Origin of the sequence: Granulicatella sp. HMSC31F03, assembly GCF_001807725.1 — a bacterium.
Taxonomy (GTDB): domain Bacteria; phylum Bacillota; class Bacilli; order Lactobacillales; family Aerococcaceae; genus Granulicatella; species Granulicatella adiacens.
Genome location: NZ_KV790846.1, coordinates 1 through 15,457 on the forward strand (window position 1 = coordinate 1; position 15,457 = coordinate 15,457).

General features: G+C 36.3%; 14 protein-coding genes and 1 other RNA gene. 5 read left to right on the forward strand and 10 right to left on the reverse strand.

The annotated features are described in order from the left end of the window. Positions 1 to 132 precede the first annotated feature (132 nt). Complete coding sequence (locus HMPREF3106_RS01565; RefSeq protein ID WP_070436744.1) at positions 133 to 591, forward strand: universal stress protein; 459 nt, start codon at positions 133 to 135, stop codon at positions 589 to 591. A 48-nt stretch (positions 592 to 639) separates the two neighbouring features. Here the strand turns inward: HMPREF3106_RS01565 and dtd are convergent, their stop codons facing one another. The 4 genes from dtd to prmA form a co-directional block, all read right to left on the reverse strand. Then, complete coding sequence (gene dtd, locus HMPREF3106_RS01570) at positions 640 to 1,089, reverse strand: D-aminoacyl-tRNA deacylase (RefSeq protein WP_070436742.1); 450 nt, start codon at positions 1,087 to 1,089, stop codon at positions 640 to 642. Between the two features lie 9 nt (positions 1,090 to 1,098). Then, on the reverse strand, positions 1,099 to 3,315 hold the full coding sequence (locus HMPREF3106_RS01575; RefSeq protein ID WP_070443983.1) for a RelA/SpoT family protein: 2,217 nt from the start codon (positions 3,313 to 3,315) through the stop codon (positions 1,099 to 1,101). Between the two features lie 77 nt (positions 3,316 to 3,392). Beyond that, positions 3,393 to 4,142, reverse strand: coding sequence for a 16S rRNA (uracil(1498)-N(3))-methyltransferase (locus HMPREF3106_RS01580; protein ID WP_070436738.1), 750 nt, complete (start codon positions 4,140 to 4,142; stop codon positions 3,393 to 3,395). Further along, complete coding sequence (gene prmA / locus HMPREF3106_RS01585) at positions 4,143 to 5,087, reverse strand: 50S ribosomal protein L11 methyltransferase (protein WP_070436736.1); 945 nt, start codon at positions 5,085 to 5,087, stop codon at positions 4,143 to 4,145. Between the two features lie 168 nt (positions 5,088 to 5,255). Here prmA and gpsB point away from each other — a divergent pair, with 168 nt between their 5' ends. The 3 genes from gpsB to HMPREF3106_RS01600 all read left to right on the forward strand — a co-directional run bounded on the left by gpsB (position 5,256) and on the right by HMPREF3106_RS01600 (position 7,298). Continuing rightward, on the forward strand, positions 5,256 to 5,669 hold the full coding sequence (gene gpsB / locus HMPREF3106_RS01590; protein WP_005605364.1) for a cell division regulator GpsB: 414 nt from the start codon (positions 5,256 to 5,258) through the stop codon (positions 5,667 to 5,669). 44 nt (positions 5,670 to 5,713) lie between these two features. Beyond that, an RNA gene (gene rnpB, locus HMPREF3106_RS01595) (RNase P RNA component class B) lies at positions 5,714 to 6,069 on the forward strand. Positions 6,070 to 6,149: 80 nt separating this feature from the next. Continuing rightward, the gene (locus HMPREF3106_RS01600) at positions 6,150 to 7,298 is read left to right on the forward strand and encodes a THUMP domain-containing class I SAM-dependent RNA methyltransferase (RefSeq protein ID WP_070436734.1); all 1,149 of its coding nucleotides are present in this window, start codon (positions 6,150 to 6,152) and stop codon (positions 7,296 to 7,298) included. Positions 7,299 to 7,349: 51 nt separating this feature from the next. Here HMPREF3106_RS01600 and clpB read toward each other — a convergent pair whose 3' ends face one another. Next, complete coding sequence (gene clpB, locus HMPREF3106_RS01605; protein WP_070436732.1) at positions 7,350 to 9,956, reverse strand: ATP-dependent chaperone ClpB; 2,607 nt, start codon at positions 9,954 to 9,956, stop codon at positions 7,350 to 7,352. A gap of 137 nt (positions 9,957 to 10,093) precedes the next feature. Continuing rightward, positions 10,094 to 11,206 carry a hypothetical protein gene (locus HMPREF3106_RS01610; RefSeq protein WP_070436730.1) on the reverse strand — a complete coding sequence of 371 codons (1,113 nt, stop codon included), beginning with the start codon at positions 11,204 to 11,206 and terminating at the stop codon, positions 10,094 to 10,096. A gap of 100 nt (positions 11,207 to 11,306) precedes the next feature. On the opposite strand from HMPREF3106_RS01610, the gene HMPREF3106_RS01615 reads away from it, so the two are divergent. Next, complete coding sequence (locus HMPREF3106_RS01615; protein ID WP_070436728.1) at positions 11,307 to 12,248, forward strand: diacylglycerol/lipid kinase family protein; 942 nt, start codon at positions 11,307 to 11,309, stop codon at positions 12,246 to 12,248. 31 nt (positions 12,249 to 12,279) lie between these two features. On the opposite strand, the gene HMPREF3106_RS01620 is transcribed toward HMPREF3106_RS01615, so the two are convergent. The 4 genes from HMPREF3106_RS01620 to HMPREF3106_RS01635 are packed head-to-tail and all read right to left on the reverse strand — an operon-like array spanning position 12,280 to position 15,432. Further along, on the reverse strand, positions 12,280 to 12,642 hold the full coding sequence (locus HMPREF3106_RS01620) for a DUF956 family protein (RefSeq protein ID WP_049555558.1): 363 nt from the start codon (positions 12,640 to 12,642) through the stop codon (positions 12,280 to 12,282). A gap of 23 nt (positions 12,643 to 12,665) precedes the next feature. Further along, positions 12,666 to 13,592, reverse strand: a complete 927-nt coding sequence (locus HMPREF3106_RS01625) for a PTS system mannose/fructose/sorbose family transporter subunit IID (protein WP_049555559.1) — start codon at positions 13,590 to 13,592, stop codon at positions 12,666 to 12,668. Between the two features lie 14 nt (positions 13,593 to 13,606). After that, complete coding sequence (locus tag HMPREF3106_RS01630; RefSeq protein WP_070443986.1) at positions 13,607 to 14,419, reverse strand: PTS mannose/fructose/sorbose transporter subunit IIC; 813 nt, start codon at positions 14,417 to 14,419, stop codon at positions 13,607 to 13,609. A 20-nt stretch (positions 14,420 to 14,439) separates the two neighbouring features. Then, positions 14,440 to 15,432 carry a mannose/fructose/sorbose PTS transporter subunit IIA gene (locus HMPREF3106_RS01635; protein ID WP_005605352.1) on the reverse strand — a complete coding sequence of 331 codons (993 nt, stop codon included), beginning with the start codon at positions 15,430 to 15,432 and terminating at the stop codon, positions 14,440 to 14,442. Positions 15,433 to 15,457 lie beyond the last annotated feature (25 nt).

The following is a 15,457-nucleotide window of genomic DNA, read 5'->3' on the forward strand; positions in this document are numbered from 1 at the left end:
TCTTCATCAACACTATTTGACAAAGAGCCTTTTTCTTTTACTTAAATTCCTATTTTCTTCCTTTTTTGGTTCCCTTTTCATTCCCTTCCTTTAGGTGTATAATAAGAGTATCAAGAATAAGGATGTGATTTTATGTTTCATGAATATGAAAAAATTCTCGTTCCAATTGATGGTTCAAAAGAAGCAAAACTAGCCTTTGACAAAGCCATTGAAGTTGCCAAACGAAATCATGCGAAGCTTGTATTATCTCATGTCATCGATACTCGTTCTCTTCAAACTCCTACTGGATTTGAGGGTAATTTTTCAGATGAGATTCGTAAACAAGCTGAAAACTTATTTGCTGAATATGTTGATTATGCTAAATCTCATAACTTTACAGATGTTGAAACCGTACTTGAATATGGTTCTCCTAAAGTAGTCATTTCTAAACAACTGACAAAGGATTACAATATAGACCTTATCATGATGGGAGCTACCGGCTTAAATGCTGTAGAACGTCTTTTCATTGGTTCGGTTTCTGAATACGTGATTCGGAATGCCTCTTGTGACGTTTTAGTCGTAAGAACAGACTTAGAAAACAAACGTCCATAATCATTTGATTTAAAGAAATAAGCACAGGATTTCTCCTGTGCTTTCTTTTTATTGGTTTTTTGTATCGAGTAATATCGTTACTGGCCCATCATTTACAAGACTCACTTGCATATCTGCTCCGAACTCTCCTGTTGCAACAGTTAACCCATACTTTGTGCGTAGGATTTCATTGAATTCTTCATAAAGTTGGTTCGCTACTTCAGGACTGGCAGCCCCTGTAAAAGAAGGTCTATTCCCTTTTTTCGTATCGGCAAACAGTGTAAATTGCGAAACAGATAAAATCTTTCCGCCGACTTGGTCAATCGACAGATTCATCTTTCCATTCTCGTCACTGAAGATACGCATGCCTGCAATCTTTTTAGCTAAATAGGAGGCATCATCTCTATTATCATCAGGTCCCACACCAACTAATAAGAGGAAGCCTTGATTGATTTCACCAACAACGGAGCCTTCAATCGATACACTTGCTGACTTCACTCGCTGTAATACTATTCTCATGAACTCCTCCTATGAAATCACACGACGTACACTGTATACATCTGGAATTTGTTTAATCTTATCCACAATAAAGTCTAATTGTTGCGTATTCATAATTCCGATATTGACAGAGATTGTCGCCATCTTATTCGCATCAACTTTCCCGTTAACTGAGTTTAGTGATTTCGTCGTACTGTTGATAACATTCAAGACTTCATTCAATAATCCATTACGGTTGTATCCTTCAACAACTAGTTCCGTATCATATTGTTGTCCTGTGTTAGCAGCATCCTCCCAATCTACTTCGATCAAGCGATTTTGTTCGCTCTCAGGTAGTTGAACGTTCGGACAGTCTTTTCTATGAACTGAAATTCCGCGACCTTTCGTAATATACCCAACAATATCGTCCCCAGGAACTGGATTGCAACAACGACTTAAACGAATTAAAAGATTGTCTACTCCTTCAATAATCACGCCACCTTCGTGACGAATTTTCATCTTTTGACTTTCTTTCTTCTGTCCTTGAGTCGTTGTTTTCTCAAAAGCAGTTTCGACAACTTTTTGGTCCTCAATTTCTTTACGAGCTTTATCGGTCATCTTATTGGCAACTGTTTGATAAGAGACTTCTCCAAAGCCAATTGCTGCTAACAAATCTTCTTCCGTTCCAAAGTTGAAGCGAGAAGCAATGTCTTTCATGCCTTGTTTTGTCATAAAGTCTTTGAAATTAAATCCAAGTTCTGTAATTTGTTTTTCGAGTAACTCTCGTCCTTTAATAATATTCTCATCGCGATCTTGTAATTTGAAGAAACGTTTGATTTTATTTTTCGCACGAGTCGTATAAACAAGATTAATCCAGTCACGAGATGGTCCAAATGAATTGGCAGACGTCAATACCTCTACAATATCCCCAGTCTTTAACTGGTAGTTCAATGGAACAATCTTATTATTGACTTTGGCCCCTACTGTTTTGTTACCAACCTCAGTATGAATATTATAAGCAAAATCAAGTGGTCCAGAACCTAAAGGAAGCTCAGATACATCTCCTTTCGGCGTAAAGACATAAACCTTATCACCGAAGATATCTCCCTTCACACTATTCATAAAGTCTTTTGCATCTTTAGTTTCATTTTGAAGTTCGATTAAGTCCTTAAACCAATCTAATTGTTTTTGTAATGGATCGTTCGTAACTTTTTCTTTATTTCCTTCTTTATAAGCCCAGTGAGCAGCAACCCCGTACTCAGCTACTTGGTGCATTTCGAAGGTACGGATTTGAATTTCCACAGGTCGTCCACCAGGACCAATCACGGTTGTATGGATGGATTGATACATATTCGCTTTTGGAATCGCAATATAGTCTTTAAAACGACCTGGCATTGGTTTCCATTTTGTATGAATTGCTCCAAGTACTGCGTAGCAATCCTTAATACTATCCACTAAAACACGGATCGCAAGTAAATCGTAAATCTCGCTAAACTGTTTCTTTTGATCTTTCATTTTACGGTAAATGGAATAAATATGTTTTGGACGTCCATAAATGACCGCTTCAATTTCCAAATCTTTAGTCGCTTCTTTAATATTTTCAATCGTCGTTTCAATGTACTCTTCACGTTCATCACGTTTTGAATTCATGAGATGAACAATACGATAATATTGTTGTGGGTTTAAATAACGAAGAGACGTGTCTTCTAATTCCCACTTAATTTTATTCATCCCTAGACGGTGCGCTAACGGTGCATAAATTTCAAGCGTTTCTTCCGCAATCATTCTTTGTTTTTCAGGCTTATGAAATTTTAATGTACGAAGATTATGTAGTCTATCAGCTAGTTTTACCATAATCACACGCAAATCATTAGCCATCGCAAGAAGCATTTTACGGTGATTCTCCGCTTGTTGTTCTGCGTGAGATTTATATTTGATTTTTCCTAATTTCGTGACACCTTCTACAAGAAATGCTACATCTTTTCCAAACTCATACTCAATATCATCGATACTAAATCCCGTATCTTCAACAACATCATGAAGAAACCCTGTTGCAATAGTATCAGGATCCAGCTTTAATTCCGCAAGAATCCCAGCAACTTGGATAGGATGAACAATATACGCTTCACCTGATTTACGCACTTGTTCCTTATGAGCGAAGGTTGCGAAATAAATCGCTTTTTCTATAAATTGAATGTGCTTCTCATTCATGTACTCCTTACACATTGCAAGGACATCATCTGAGGTATAAGTCTTATTTTTAGACATTTGAATCTCCTTAAGCATTTCTTGATTGCATGTAGTAATTTATAGTACCGCTCTAAACGAATATCGTCAACTGAAGTTTATTGGAGTAATTCACATTGGTATGATAATGCACTTAAAGCATATAAAGGAGCAGTTTCTGCTCGTAAAATTCTTGGCCCTAATGAACAAGTATGAAACTCATTCATTTGTAATTTGGCTACTTCTTTTTCGTCAATGCCGCCTTCCGGACCAAAAACGAAAACAATCTTTTCTCCTTCTTTTAAAGCTTGTAAACTCTTTACAAGTTGAACCGTTTCGCCTTCTTTTACAGCTTCTTCGTATGCAATTAATTTTTGATGATACGGTTTTGTGTATTCAATCAAACTGTCGATCGTCATTACTTCACTAACAAAGGGTACTTTTAATCGATGAGACTGTTCGCTTGCTTCTTCTGCTATCTTTTGTAGTCTTTCAGTTTTTTTGCTAGCTTTATCCTTGTTCCATTTCACAACATTTCTAGACATCTCAATAGGAATAATTTCATGAACTCCTAATTCAGTTGCTTTTTGAACAATCCAATCTAATTTGTCTCCTTTTGATAAACCGACTGCAATTGCGGTAAATACGGGAAGTTCCACCTTTTGATTTAAGGTCTTAATAACTCTTACTTCAAAAGGTTCTAAACAAACTAGTTCAACTATGGCTAAGGTACTATTCTCATCCACAATTTCAAACTGCTCTTCTACTTTCATTCTCATTACTTTTTTCAACTGATGAATCTGTTCCTTTGAAAACTCAAGTGAATGAGTAGTTTCGCTAACGATTCCTTTTACAAAATAACGTTGCATTTACTCAACATCCTTTTTCATAATAAAACAATTCCACTCTCTCATTATCATTCTTTCAACAAGAGTAAATCCAGCTTTTTCATAAGCTTCCTTCACTTCATTTGCTTTTGACTCTATGATTCCAGATAAAATTAACCTTCCATCATCATTCAGATTTCGATAAGCATCTTCTGGCATTTGAAGTAAAATTTCAGCCAAAATATTCGCAACGATTAAGTCACTCTTCTGATCTACCCCAACAAGTAAATTATTTTCATAAACTTCGATTTCACCAATGGTAGGATTCAATGCAATGTTTTCTTTTGCAACTCGAGTAGCCATTTCATCAATATCAAATGCAGTCACCTTACTTGCACCTAATAGTTTAGAAGCAATACTTAAAACACCAGATCCTGTACCCACATCCAAAACACTCTCATTTCCTCGAATCGTTTGCTCTAAAGCAGTTAGGGACAATTGAGTCGTTGGATGTGTTCCTGTTCCAAATGCTAAACCAGGGTCCAATTCGATTAATAACTCATCATCTTGTTCCTTTTCATAATCAACCCAACTAGGAACCACTGTTAAAAATCTCGTGACACGCACAGGAAAATAATATTGTTTCCATGCATTAGCCCAGTCTTCTTCTCCTACTTCTTTCACTTGAACGGATAGCGGTCCTGTTTGCAAGCCATAAACTTTAATTTCCTCTAGTTTTTCATGAAGAAGGACATCTGAATCCTTTGACCACTGTGAAGGTTGAAAATATCCTTTAACGATCACTGTATCTGTTTCGTAAAGATCTTTTTGCTGAACTTTTAACCATTCAAGTTGTTCATCCGTTAATTGATAATAGTCCTGTGGATCTTCAATAGAAACTCCTTTGGAACCTAATTCAATCAGAATAGAGCTTACTACTTCTACACTTTCTGAATGTGTATTTACCGATACTTCTAACCAATTCATGATAATCCTCTACTTTACAAGTTTATTTTAAAAAATTATATCAAATTTCATTAAAAATAACTAAAAATAACTCTGTCGTATTTGTATTTTCCTAGTGATTTTAGTATCATAAAGAAGATAAATTAAATTAATGATTATTATGATTGATTAAAAAAGGGGAAAGCAATTATGGCGCGTATTTCATTAAGTACAAAAGATATTTTACAAAAACAATTTAAACGCTCATTCAGAGGTTTTGATATTGAAGAAGTCGATGCATTTTTAGACTTAATTATTCGTGATTATGACACATTCCAAAAGGAAATCAGCTTTTTACAAGCAGAAAACGAACGTTTATTAACGAAAGTAGACGAATTATCTCGTCAAGCAACTGTATCAAAAGTAAATCGTACTTCTAATGTTTCTTCTTCAGGAGTGACTAACTTTGATATTTTAAAAAGACTTTCAAATCTAGAAAAACATGTTTTTGATTCGAAGTTAGAAGAAGGAAATGGTGCTCATTCTTCATTGGATTCAACAGAAGATGATGACGATTTTTATAAAACACGTGTAATTACACCATTACGTGACAACGATTATTAATCATAAATGTATCAATATTGATACATTTAACTAATTACTAAGTAAACTTTGAGTAATCGCGGCATTCAATGCTGAGGAAAGTCCATGCTCGCACAAGCTGAGATGCTTGTAGTGTTCGTGCTTAGCGAAACAATAAGCTAAGGCAACTTCATGTTGACGGCAGAAAAACGAGCTACGGCAATGCTATGCTCTAGTATTCTTGAAAGTGCCACAGTGACGAAGCAATTTTGGAAACGAAATTGGTGGAACGCGGTAAACCCCTCGAGCGAGCAACCCAAACTTATGGTAGGGGCACTCTTACTAGGAAATGAACGAAAAAAGAGACACATTTGTGTAGACAGATGATTACTGAAATTTAATGGATCCTGCTATTAAATGGAACAGAACATGGCTTATAGAAGTTTACTTCAGGATTTTTAGCAAATGGTAAGGAGTGAGGCCTTGTGTCCACTCCTCTTTTTACGAATAAAGGAGAAATCTATGACAAAATATAAATTAGTAGCAACTGCAGCTGCAGGAATTGAAGCTCTCGTTGGTAAAGAATTACGCAACATGGGTTATGAGGTTCAAGTAGAAAACGGAAAAGCCTTCTTTGAAGGTGACGACTACGATATCGCTCGTACAAATATTTGGCTTCGAACTGCAGACCGTATCAAAATCATTATGGGACAGTTCACTGCAAAAACTTTCGACTCGCTCTTTGAACAAACAAAAGCGATTCCATGGGAGAAAATTCTTCCCGTCGATGCTGAATTCCCAGTTTCTGGTAAATCTGTAAAATCGACTCTTCACAGTGTTCCTAACTGCCAATCCATCGTTAAAAAAGCGATTGTCAATCGTTTAAGCGAAGCTTATCATCGTCGTACTCACTTGCCTGAGTCTGGTGCCCTCTACCCTATTGAAGTGGCGATTTTAAAAGATGTTGTCACTTTAACAATTGATACAAGTGGAACAAGTCTCTTTAAACGTGGCTACCGTACAGAAAAAGGTGGCGCGCCACTGAAAGAAAACATGGCTGCGGCTCTTGTGATGCTTACAAGTTGGTATCCCGATAAACCATTCTACGATCCGACTTGTGGTTCTGGGACAATCCCAATTGAGGCGGCTCTGATTGGTAAGAATATCGCTCCTGGATTGAATCGTTCGTTTGCTGCTGAAAAATGGACATTCTTTACTCCAGGCGTATTTGACAAAGTCAGAGAAGAAGCAAGAAAAGAAATCCGCACTGATATCCAACTCGATATTCTTGGTGCCGATATTGATGGCTCTATGATTGAAATTGCTAAACAAAATGCGATTAAAGCAGGAGTCGCGGACCAAATCGAATTCAAACAAATGCAGTTGAAGGACTTTCGCACAAAGAAAGAAAATGGAATTATCGTGGCAAACCCACCATACGGAGACCGTCTTCTTTCTGAAGAACAAGCTCAAGCCATCTATAAACAAATGGGTGAAACCTATGCACCACTGACAACTTGGAGTAAATATATTTTAACGAGTGACTTAACATTTGAAGATCACTATGGTCAAAAAGCGACAAAGAAACGCAAACTCTATAACGGTGCTATCCGTACTGACTACTTCCAATTCTGGGGTATTAGAAAACGTCGTATTCAAGAAGACCAATAAAGCACAAAAAAACGCAATGGACAAATTTCCATTGCGTTTTATTTTTACTTATTATTCATTCTTTCCAATCACTTCAAATGTCACATGATCAATTCCTAAATCACATTTCACTTGGTCGCCTGGAAGGATGCTTGCACGGATGATTTCTTTAGCAAGTGGCGTTTCAATTTCACGTTGAATATAACGAGAAATTGGACGAGCACCGTACACTGGATTATAAGCATTATCTGCAATCCAATCTTTCAATTCATCTGTGAAGCTTAGGACGATTTCTTGATCTTCTACACGTTTGGCTAATTGTTTCAACATCTTCGTAATGATACCACGAATATTGTCTTTAGAAAGTGGTGTGAAGAAGATTGTTTCGTCGATACGGTTCAAGAACTCTGGTTTGAAGGTTGCTTTTAGAACACCCTCTACTGCTGTACGAGTTTCTTCATCGATTGTTTCACCTTGATTTTCAAGCAAGAATTGTGAACCAATATTACTTGTCATAATCATCACTGTATTCTTGAAGTCTACTACACGTCCTTTAGAATCGGTTAAGCGTCCATCGTCTAATACTTGTAATAAGATATTAAATACATCTGGATGAGCTTTTTCAATTTCATCTAAAAGAACGATTGTATATGGATTACGACGAACAGCTTCTGTTAATTGGCCTCCTTCTTCATATCCAACATATCCTGGAGGAGCTCCCACTAAACGAGACACTGAATGTTTTTCCATATATTCACTCATGTCGATACGAACCATATGGTCTTCTGAGTCGAACAAATCTTCTGCAAGAGCTTTAGCAAGTTCTGTCTTACCAACCCCTGTAGGTCCGAGGAATAAGAAACTTCCGATTGGACGGCTAGGATTTTGTAAGCCTGCACGAGAACGAAGTACTGCTGAAGCTACTTTTTGTACAGCTTCATCTTGACCGATGACACGTTCATGAAGAATATCTTCTAAGTGAAGAAGTTTTTCACGTTCGCCTTCCATAAGTTTTGTTACAGGAATACCTGTCAAGCGTCCCACTACTCGAGCAATTTCTTCTGAAGTTACTGATTCTTGAACGAGACGTTGCGTGCTTTCAGCATTCGCTTTATTTTGTTCTTCTAATTCCTTCAATTCTTGTTCAAGAGCTGGAATACGTCCGTGACGAAGTTCAGCAGCTTTTTCAAGGTTATAATCAGCTTCTGCTTGTTCTAATTCACGTTTAGCATGATCGATTTCTTCACGTTTATTACGGATTTTATTGACTTCTTCTTTTTCGATTTCCCATTTCATTTTGAGGTTATTGGCTTTTTCACGTTGTTCTGCTAATTCCTCTTGTAAAATAGCAAGACGTTTTTGAGAAGCGTCATCTTTTTCCATTTTCAATGCTTGTTCTTCGATTTCAAGTTGCATCAAACGACGAGTGACTGCGTCAAGTTCTGTTGGCATTGAGTTCATTTCAACGCGGATTGTAGCACAGGCTTCGTCGACTAAGTCAATCGCTTTATCTGGCAAGAATCTGTCAGTAATATAACGGTTTGATAAAGTCGCAGCAGCCACTAACGCACTGTCGTGAATATTTACACTGTGGTGGATTTCGAAACGTTCTTTCAACCCACGAAGAATTGAAATGGTGTCTTCAACAGTTGGTTCTTGAACAAGTACTTTTTGGAAACGACGTTCTAACGCTTTGTCTTTTTCCATATTTTCACGGTATTCGTCAAGAGTTGTAGCACCAATACAATGTAATTCACCACGAGCCAACATTGGTTTTAGTAAGTTACCAGCATCCATTGAGCCTTCTGTCTTACCAGCACCAACGATTGTGTGGATTTCATCGATAAATAAGATGATGCGTCCTTCTGATTTTGTTACTTCTTTAAGAACGGCTTTCAAACGTTCTTCGAATTCACCACGGTATTTTGCACCTGCGATTAAAGCACCCATATCTAATGAGTAGATTAATTTATCTTTTAAGTTTTCTGGTACGTCTTTTTTAACGATACGTTGCGCTAATCCTTCAACGATTGCTGTTTTACCAACACCAGGTTCCCCGATTAAGACAGGGTTATTTTTTGTTTTACGAGATAAAATACGAATCACATCTCGAATTTCTTCGTCACGTCCAATGACTGGATCTTGTTTACCAGATTGAACAGCTTCATTTAAATTACGTGCATATTTTGATAATGCTTCATATTGTTCTTCTTGATTTTGACTAGTCACACGTTCTCCCCCTCTTAGCTCTTCAATTCGAGCTCTCAAATTTTCTTTGGTTATATGCTGTTGTACTAAATAGCGTGTTAATGGATGATTTTGTAGTTCCATTAATGCAAGTACAACTACCTCTGTAGATAAGTAATCGTCTTTAAAGCTTTCTCTAATCTTTTCAGCTTCTGTAAAGAGTCGATATAAGTTTTGACTCATACTTTGACCGTATTGGACATTTTGCCCTTCCACTACAGAAATACGGTCTAATTCTTTATCAATTAATTCCTCAAATTCTTTGTCATTCACTTGTAAATCACTATATAAATTTCTAGCAAAGTGATTTGGTTCCATAAATACTTTCCATAAATGAGGAATATCTATTTCTTGATGTTTACGGACCATCGCAATTTGTTGCGCTTGGCCTAATGCTTGTTGCATTGTTGTTGTCATTTTTTCAATATTCATCTTCATTCCTCCTTTTGTGGTCTCTTGACCATGAATTAAGTATACACCTTTAGTCAGGAAAGGTCAATAGTGTTATTTGACTTTTTTTGACCTTAATAAAAATTTAAAAACAGCCACTTGAGTAGCTGCTTTTACTATTACATTTCAATTCGAATAGCTCTTCTTATACAATAATATCCTGCTGCTAATTTTCCGTTTGGATCAACAAAAAGTGGTAGATTTACTGAATAGTAAGAAGAAAGAGGTAATAAATTTAACACAGGTGCTTTAAAATTTTCTTCCAGCCAAGCTCCTTTGGTATATGGACGACCTTCAATAATTTCTGGTCCGAATTCAGCGTTTGCAATTTCTAAACCAAACATATTCTCTTGCCATAAAGGAGACTTAAACTCATCCTGCAACAGAGTTCTATGTAGTTGATTTCCCCATTTAAATAAACGTCTCGTTCCACTACCGCAACAATATTCCCATTCATCTTCATTTAACAGTCCCATTCCGGATCTTTCTATCTCTTTGCGTCCTTCATCATAACTAACTGGATCTGCTACATAACACGCAAAAAGATCTGGATTTTGAATATCTTGTTGCATGAAGTACTGATCGACTCTTACTGCTCTTGGAAATTCTTGAAAAAGAGCTTCTAAAGAATTATCTGGAGTAATGGCCTCTTCTAAAATGGATAATGTTTCACTTGATACCATATCTTCCCCATCTATCTGACCAGTGACCACAGAATAATGACCAATAAATTTTAAGCCAACGAAATTAGGCTTCTTTTCAACTAACATTGCTGAAATATCAACTTTTCTTAATTCAGATGTCATCAAATTAATGCCATCTTCAACAATCTGAGTAGTTAGCTTTTCAGAAGAAAGATCTTTCTCTTGAACATTTTGATTTAAAAACATAAACCCAGTTACGTGTTGGTTCAAATACCGTTTAAACGCATATCTTAGTTCTTGTCTCTCTTCACTGCAGTCAAGACCTGAAAGTCCTGACAAACCGCTATCCCACCCAAGAACAACCTCTTTCTGACCAGGTACAAAAACAAAAACTCTGCCATCAATCGTTACTTCAAACGTATCATTTGTGATACCAGCGTAATCATATTGTACAAACTTTAAATCTTCAATTGTTAGTATTGGATTCACGAAAAAGCGTAGAATATTTCGAATTACTACTTCTTTTGATTCTCTACTTAAATTTTTCCAAGTAGGATTTAACACTCGCTCAAAAAAATCATTAGCCATACTTTCACCTCATCTTCATTATACGTTATTTCTTACAAAAATCACTCTTTTTTAACTTTCATTTATGCTATAATTGTGAAGAATCGAAAGGAAGTATTTCATGAATTTATTTATTTTTGGAAATCCAATGTCTGGCAGTTTTTCAGGCCAGCAACAAATTAATCATATTGTCGAAGTTTGTACAGAAAAAGGAATTCCCTTCAAATTATTTCAGACTCAAAGAGCTGGAGAACTTCCCGAATTGATGGACAAACATCTACAGCAACGAAATCAACATACCGTAATCGTTATTGTTGGTGGTGATGGCACTCTCAATGAAGCTCTTCAATATTTAAAACAACAGAACATCTTTGTACCTCTTAGCTATTTACCGGCTGGAACTGGGAATGATTTTTCACGGGAAATGAATTTAACTCATCACGCGAGAAAGTTTATCGAAAAGCTTTCAAAGAATCATATTATTGACTTAGAATTTCTTACTTATTCAGAAGAAAACTCACAAACAACTGGTATCATTTTAAATTCGATGGGATTTGGGATTGATGCTGCTATTTGTGAAATAAACCAAAAACAAAGGCAAGCACTCCTGCAAGCTAAAGGGATTAAAAAAGCTTCTTACTTAACTCCTATTATTAAGGCTTTTAAAGAACGCAAAGAGTTTGATGCCCTAATCACTCTTGATGACAAAGAAAGTTTTACTTCTACAAAAAATCTTCTACTTGGAGCTTTTAATCACGCCTACTTTGGAGGTGGGATTCGCTTTGTACCTTCTGCAACACAAGGAAGTCATCATTTTCAAATTGCAATTGCAAGAAAAGTTTCTCTTTTTACAGTTCTAAAAGCTTTTCCGTTTATTTTAACAAATGGAACTCATTTCAAACTGTTTCCCAAAAATTTAAAAGAATACTCATGTACAAAAGCCAATATAAAAATTAATGAACCTATAAAAGCTCAAAAAGATGGAGAATTTGTAACATATCCAACGGTGAATTTGAATCTTTCCATGGATCATTATCCTTTTCTACTTACAAATGAAACTTAAAAAGGCGAATGCTAAAGCATTCGCCTTTTTATTACTTTTTAAATAGTTTTTTCAAACTAAATAAAGGTTCAGTTTTAACGATTTTATCATTTCCAATAAAATCTCTCATCATTTTAAGAGTTCGCCCAGCATCTGAAGAAATAAACTGAAATGTTCCAGCTTGTTTCGTATCAATATAGTATGCTCTAATAAAACGTCCTTTAAACATGACATGAGCCCTAACCAATTTAATTTCTTCCCATGGAATTTGAAGATAGCTTTCCGGGTTCTGATGATTATAGAATTCAAATGCGCGATCTCCAATAAGGATATCACCATTTTTAAATCCTAGTCCTCCATTAAAAAGGTTTGCTTTTGTTTTATAAATCGCTTTTGTATTTAATGAAACAGCCATAGTCTATCTCCAATCAAGTAGGATTAAGGAGCCATTACTCCTGTTAAACCAGCTAAAATACCTAGGACAAATAGCCCGAAGATAATGTAAATTGGTTTTACATTTTTCTTCAATAACCACATTACAAAGAATGTTAATAGTAAAGCAGCCAATCCTGGGATCAATTTATTCAAGTTGTCTTGAAGAGTAGTTACTACTTCAGGCGATAACTTTTTACCATCTAATAATTTAGCAACAATCTCTTGAAGTTGTCCACCAGTTACAACATCATCTTTTCCAGGAGTTTGAATATATTGATCGGCCGTCAATTGTACTTTTGTTAAGACAAGTGGGAATTTCATACTTGTCCAACGCTGTACTAAAATCCCCATTACAAACATCCCTACAATTGATGAAACTTTTGTAATAGATTGTAAAATACCACCAGATAAGTCTTTAGTAATCTCAGAACCTTGGCGATATCCTAACTCTTGTGTATACCACATAAAACCAATACGAATTAAGTTCCAAACAATAAAGAAGAATAATGGTCCAATGATTGAACCCGTTGCTGCTAACCCAGCGGCAATCGCACCTAAGATAGGACGAGCAGTAAACCAGAATACGGGGTCACCGATACCAGCTAGTGGTCCCATCATACCAACTTTAACCCCTTGGATTGTTGCGTCATCAATTGGCGCACCGTTTGCACGGTCTTCTTCTAAAGCTAAAGTTACCCCAAGAATTGGTGAAGCAATATATGGGTGAGTATTAAAGAATTCTAAGTGACGTTTTAACGCTGCTTTTGAATCTTCTGGGTTTGGGTATAATTTTTTCAATGCAGGAATTAGGGAGAATGCCCATCCTCCATTTTGCATACGTTCATAGTTCCAAGAACCTTGTAAGAATTGTGAACGTAACATAACTTTTAAGCGGTCTTGTTTCGTTAAAGATACTTTTTTCTCTGTCATCTCATTCACACTCCTTAGTAGTCATTTAAAATGTCACCTAGTGGGTCTCCAGAACCTGAGCGTCCACCAGTTGAACCATTTCCGCTGTTATTAGATAAGTTTAAGTAAATTAACGCTAAACTTAAAGCGATAACACCAGTTGCAATCAATGTTAACTCGTTTAAAGGAGCGATTGCGAAACCGATGAAGAAGAATGGCCAAGTTTCTTTAGAAGCCATTAAGTTAATAACCATTGCTAGCCCCACAGCAACTACCATGTTACCACCAATTGTCATACCATTAGCAAACCAATCAGGAATTGATTTTAAGTAACCTTGAACAACATCTGAAGGTAAGAATAAAAGTAATCCAGCTGGAATCATAATACGTAATCCTTGGCAACATAATGCAACATAATGCCAGAATGAAACTCCTTTGAAGTCTCCTTTTTCAGCCGCTGCATCCGCTCTATGGACTAATGCAACTGATAATGTACGTACCACCATTGTTAAAACTAAACCAACTGTTCCTAAAGTAACAGCAGTAGCAATAGCAAGGTTACGTCCACCTTCTGAAAAATCATTCCCTTTAATAAAAATAATAGCTGAAGCTACAGATGCTAAAGCAGCATCTGGTGCCACCGCAGCACCTACGTTTGCCCAAGCAAGTGCAATAATTTGTAAAGAACCACCAAGGATAATTCCCTCAGTTAAATGTCCTGTCGCAAGCCCAACTAATGTACAAGCAATAATTGGTTGGTGGAATTGAAACTCATCTAAAATCCCTTCCAAACCAGCTAAGAATGCGACAATTAGGACTAAAATAATTTGAATTACATTAAAATCCATAATAATCTCCTATCTCTCTATTATAGTTTCAAGCCTTCGTTAGACTTTGCTTCAATCAATTTAAAGATGTCGGCAGGAGAATCCGAAACAACTTTTCGAACATCCATTTTAACACCTAAGTCACGTAATTTTTTATAAGTTTCCACATCATCTTGGTCTAATGATAATGCATTACTTACTTGAACTTTACCTACAGAGTGTGCCATTGATCCAATATTTAATTCATCAATATGAACACCTTTTTCAATAACTTCTAAAGCCTCTTGCGGTGTTTCGAATAATAATAATGCCTTTGTATCCCCAAAACGTGGATCGTTATAAACTTCAACTAGTTTATTGAGTGGAATCACATGAGCACGAACTCCAGTAGGTGCTGCTTGTTCAATTAATTTCTTACGTAAATCATCTTTTGCAACTTTATCAGAAACTACGATAATGCGGTTTGGATTTGTTGCTTTCGTCCAGCTTGTAGCTACTTGTCCATGTAACAAACGAGTATCGATACGAGCTAAAACAAATTTAATTTTCCCGTCTCCAATAACTGTTCCTTCTGGAATGGCTCCGTTAGTAACAGGTGCTGAAGGTGCAGATTTTTCCTCTTTCTTCTCTTCTGGTTGAAGAGCTTCTGGACGAATCTTAACTCCTTCAATCGCAGTTGGTGCAATTGCCTTTGCGATTTCATGAGAAGTATTCATTGAAAAACGACTAGCGTACGATTCAATAAGCATTGGTAAGCTTAAACCAGCAACAATTGCACGATGTTCAGGATCTTCTTCGAACAAAATATTTGCTTGGTTAAATGGGCTTCCTCCCCATAAATCTACTAAAAATAGAATTTCTTCTGTCTCTAGTTTATCAACAGCCTCACGCAGTTTACGTTGTAAGTCTTCAGGGCCTTCACTTGGCATAAATGTAACTGATTCAACTTTTTCTTGGTTTCCAAAAATCATAGAACCAGATTGTTTTATCCCGTCAGCGAATTCACCATGACTTGCAATGATAATCCCTACCATAAAGCTACCTCCTTTATATAAATTT

Excerpts from the sequence above, each read along its gene's own strand:
- HMPREF3106_RS01565 (WP_070436744.1), top strand. The coding sequence starts at position 133 with ATGTTTCATGAATATGAAAAAATTCTCGTTCCAATTGATGGTTCAAAA.
- dtd (WP_070436742.1), bottom strand. The coding sequence starts at position 1,089 with ATGAGAATAGTATTACAGCGAGTGAAGTCAGCAAGTGTATCGATTGAA.
- HMPREF3106_RS01575 (WP_070443983.1), bottom strand. The coding sequence starts at position 3,315 with ATGTCTAAAAATAAGACTTATACCTCAGATGATGTCCTTGCAATGTGT.
- HMPREF3106_RS01580 (WP_070436738.1), bottom strand. The coding sequence starts at position 4,142 with ATGCAACGTTATTTTGTAAAAGGAATCGTTAGCGAAACTACTCATTCA.
- prmA (WP_070436736.1), bottom strand. The coding sequence starts at position 5,087 with ATGAATTGGTTAGAAGTATCGGTAAATACACATTCAGAAAGTGTAGAA.
- gpsB (WP_005605364.1), top strand. The coding sequence starts at position 5,256 with ATGGCGCGTATTTCATTAAGTACAAAAGATATTTTACAAAAACAATTT.
- HMPREF3106_RS01600 (WP_070436734.1), top strand. The coding sequence starts at position 6,150 with ATGACAAAATATAAATTAGTAGCAACTGCAGCTGCAGGAATTGAAGCT.
- clpB (WP_070436732.1), bottom strand. The coding sequence starts at position 9,956 with ATGAATATTGAAAAAATGACAACAACAATGCAACAAGCATTAGGCCAA.
- HMPREF3106_RS01610 (WP_070436730.1), bottom strand. The coding sequence starts at position 11,206 with ATGGCTAATGATTTTTTTGAGCGAGTGTTAAATCCTACTTGGAAAAAT.
- HMPREF3106_RS01615 (WP_070436728.1), top strand. The coding sequence starts at position 11,307 with ATGAATTTATTTATTTTTGGAAATCCAATGTCTGGCAGTTTTTCAGGC.
- HMPREF3106_RS01620 (WP_049555558.1), bottom strand. The coding sequence starts at position 12,642 with ATGGCTGTTTCATTAAATACAAAAGCGATTTATAAAACAAAAGCAAAC.
- HMPREF3106_RS01625 (WP_049555559.1), bottom strand. The coding sequence starts at position 13,592 with ATGACAGAGAAAAAAGTATCTTTAACGAAACAAGACCGCTTAAAAGTT.
- HMPREF3106_RS01630 (WP_070443986.1), bottom strand. The coding sequence starts at position 14,419 with ATGGATTTTAATGTAATTCAAATTATTTTAGTCCTAATTGTCGCATTC.
- HMPREF3106_RS01635 (WP_005605352.1), bottom strand. The coding sequence starts at position 15,432 with ATGGTAGGGATTATCATTGCAAGTCATGGTGAATTCGCTGACGGGATA.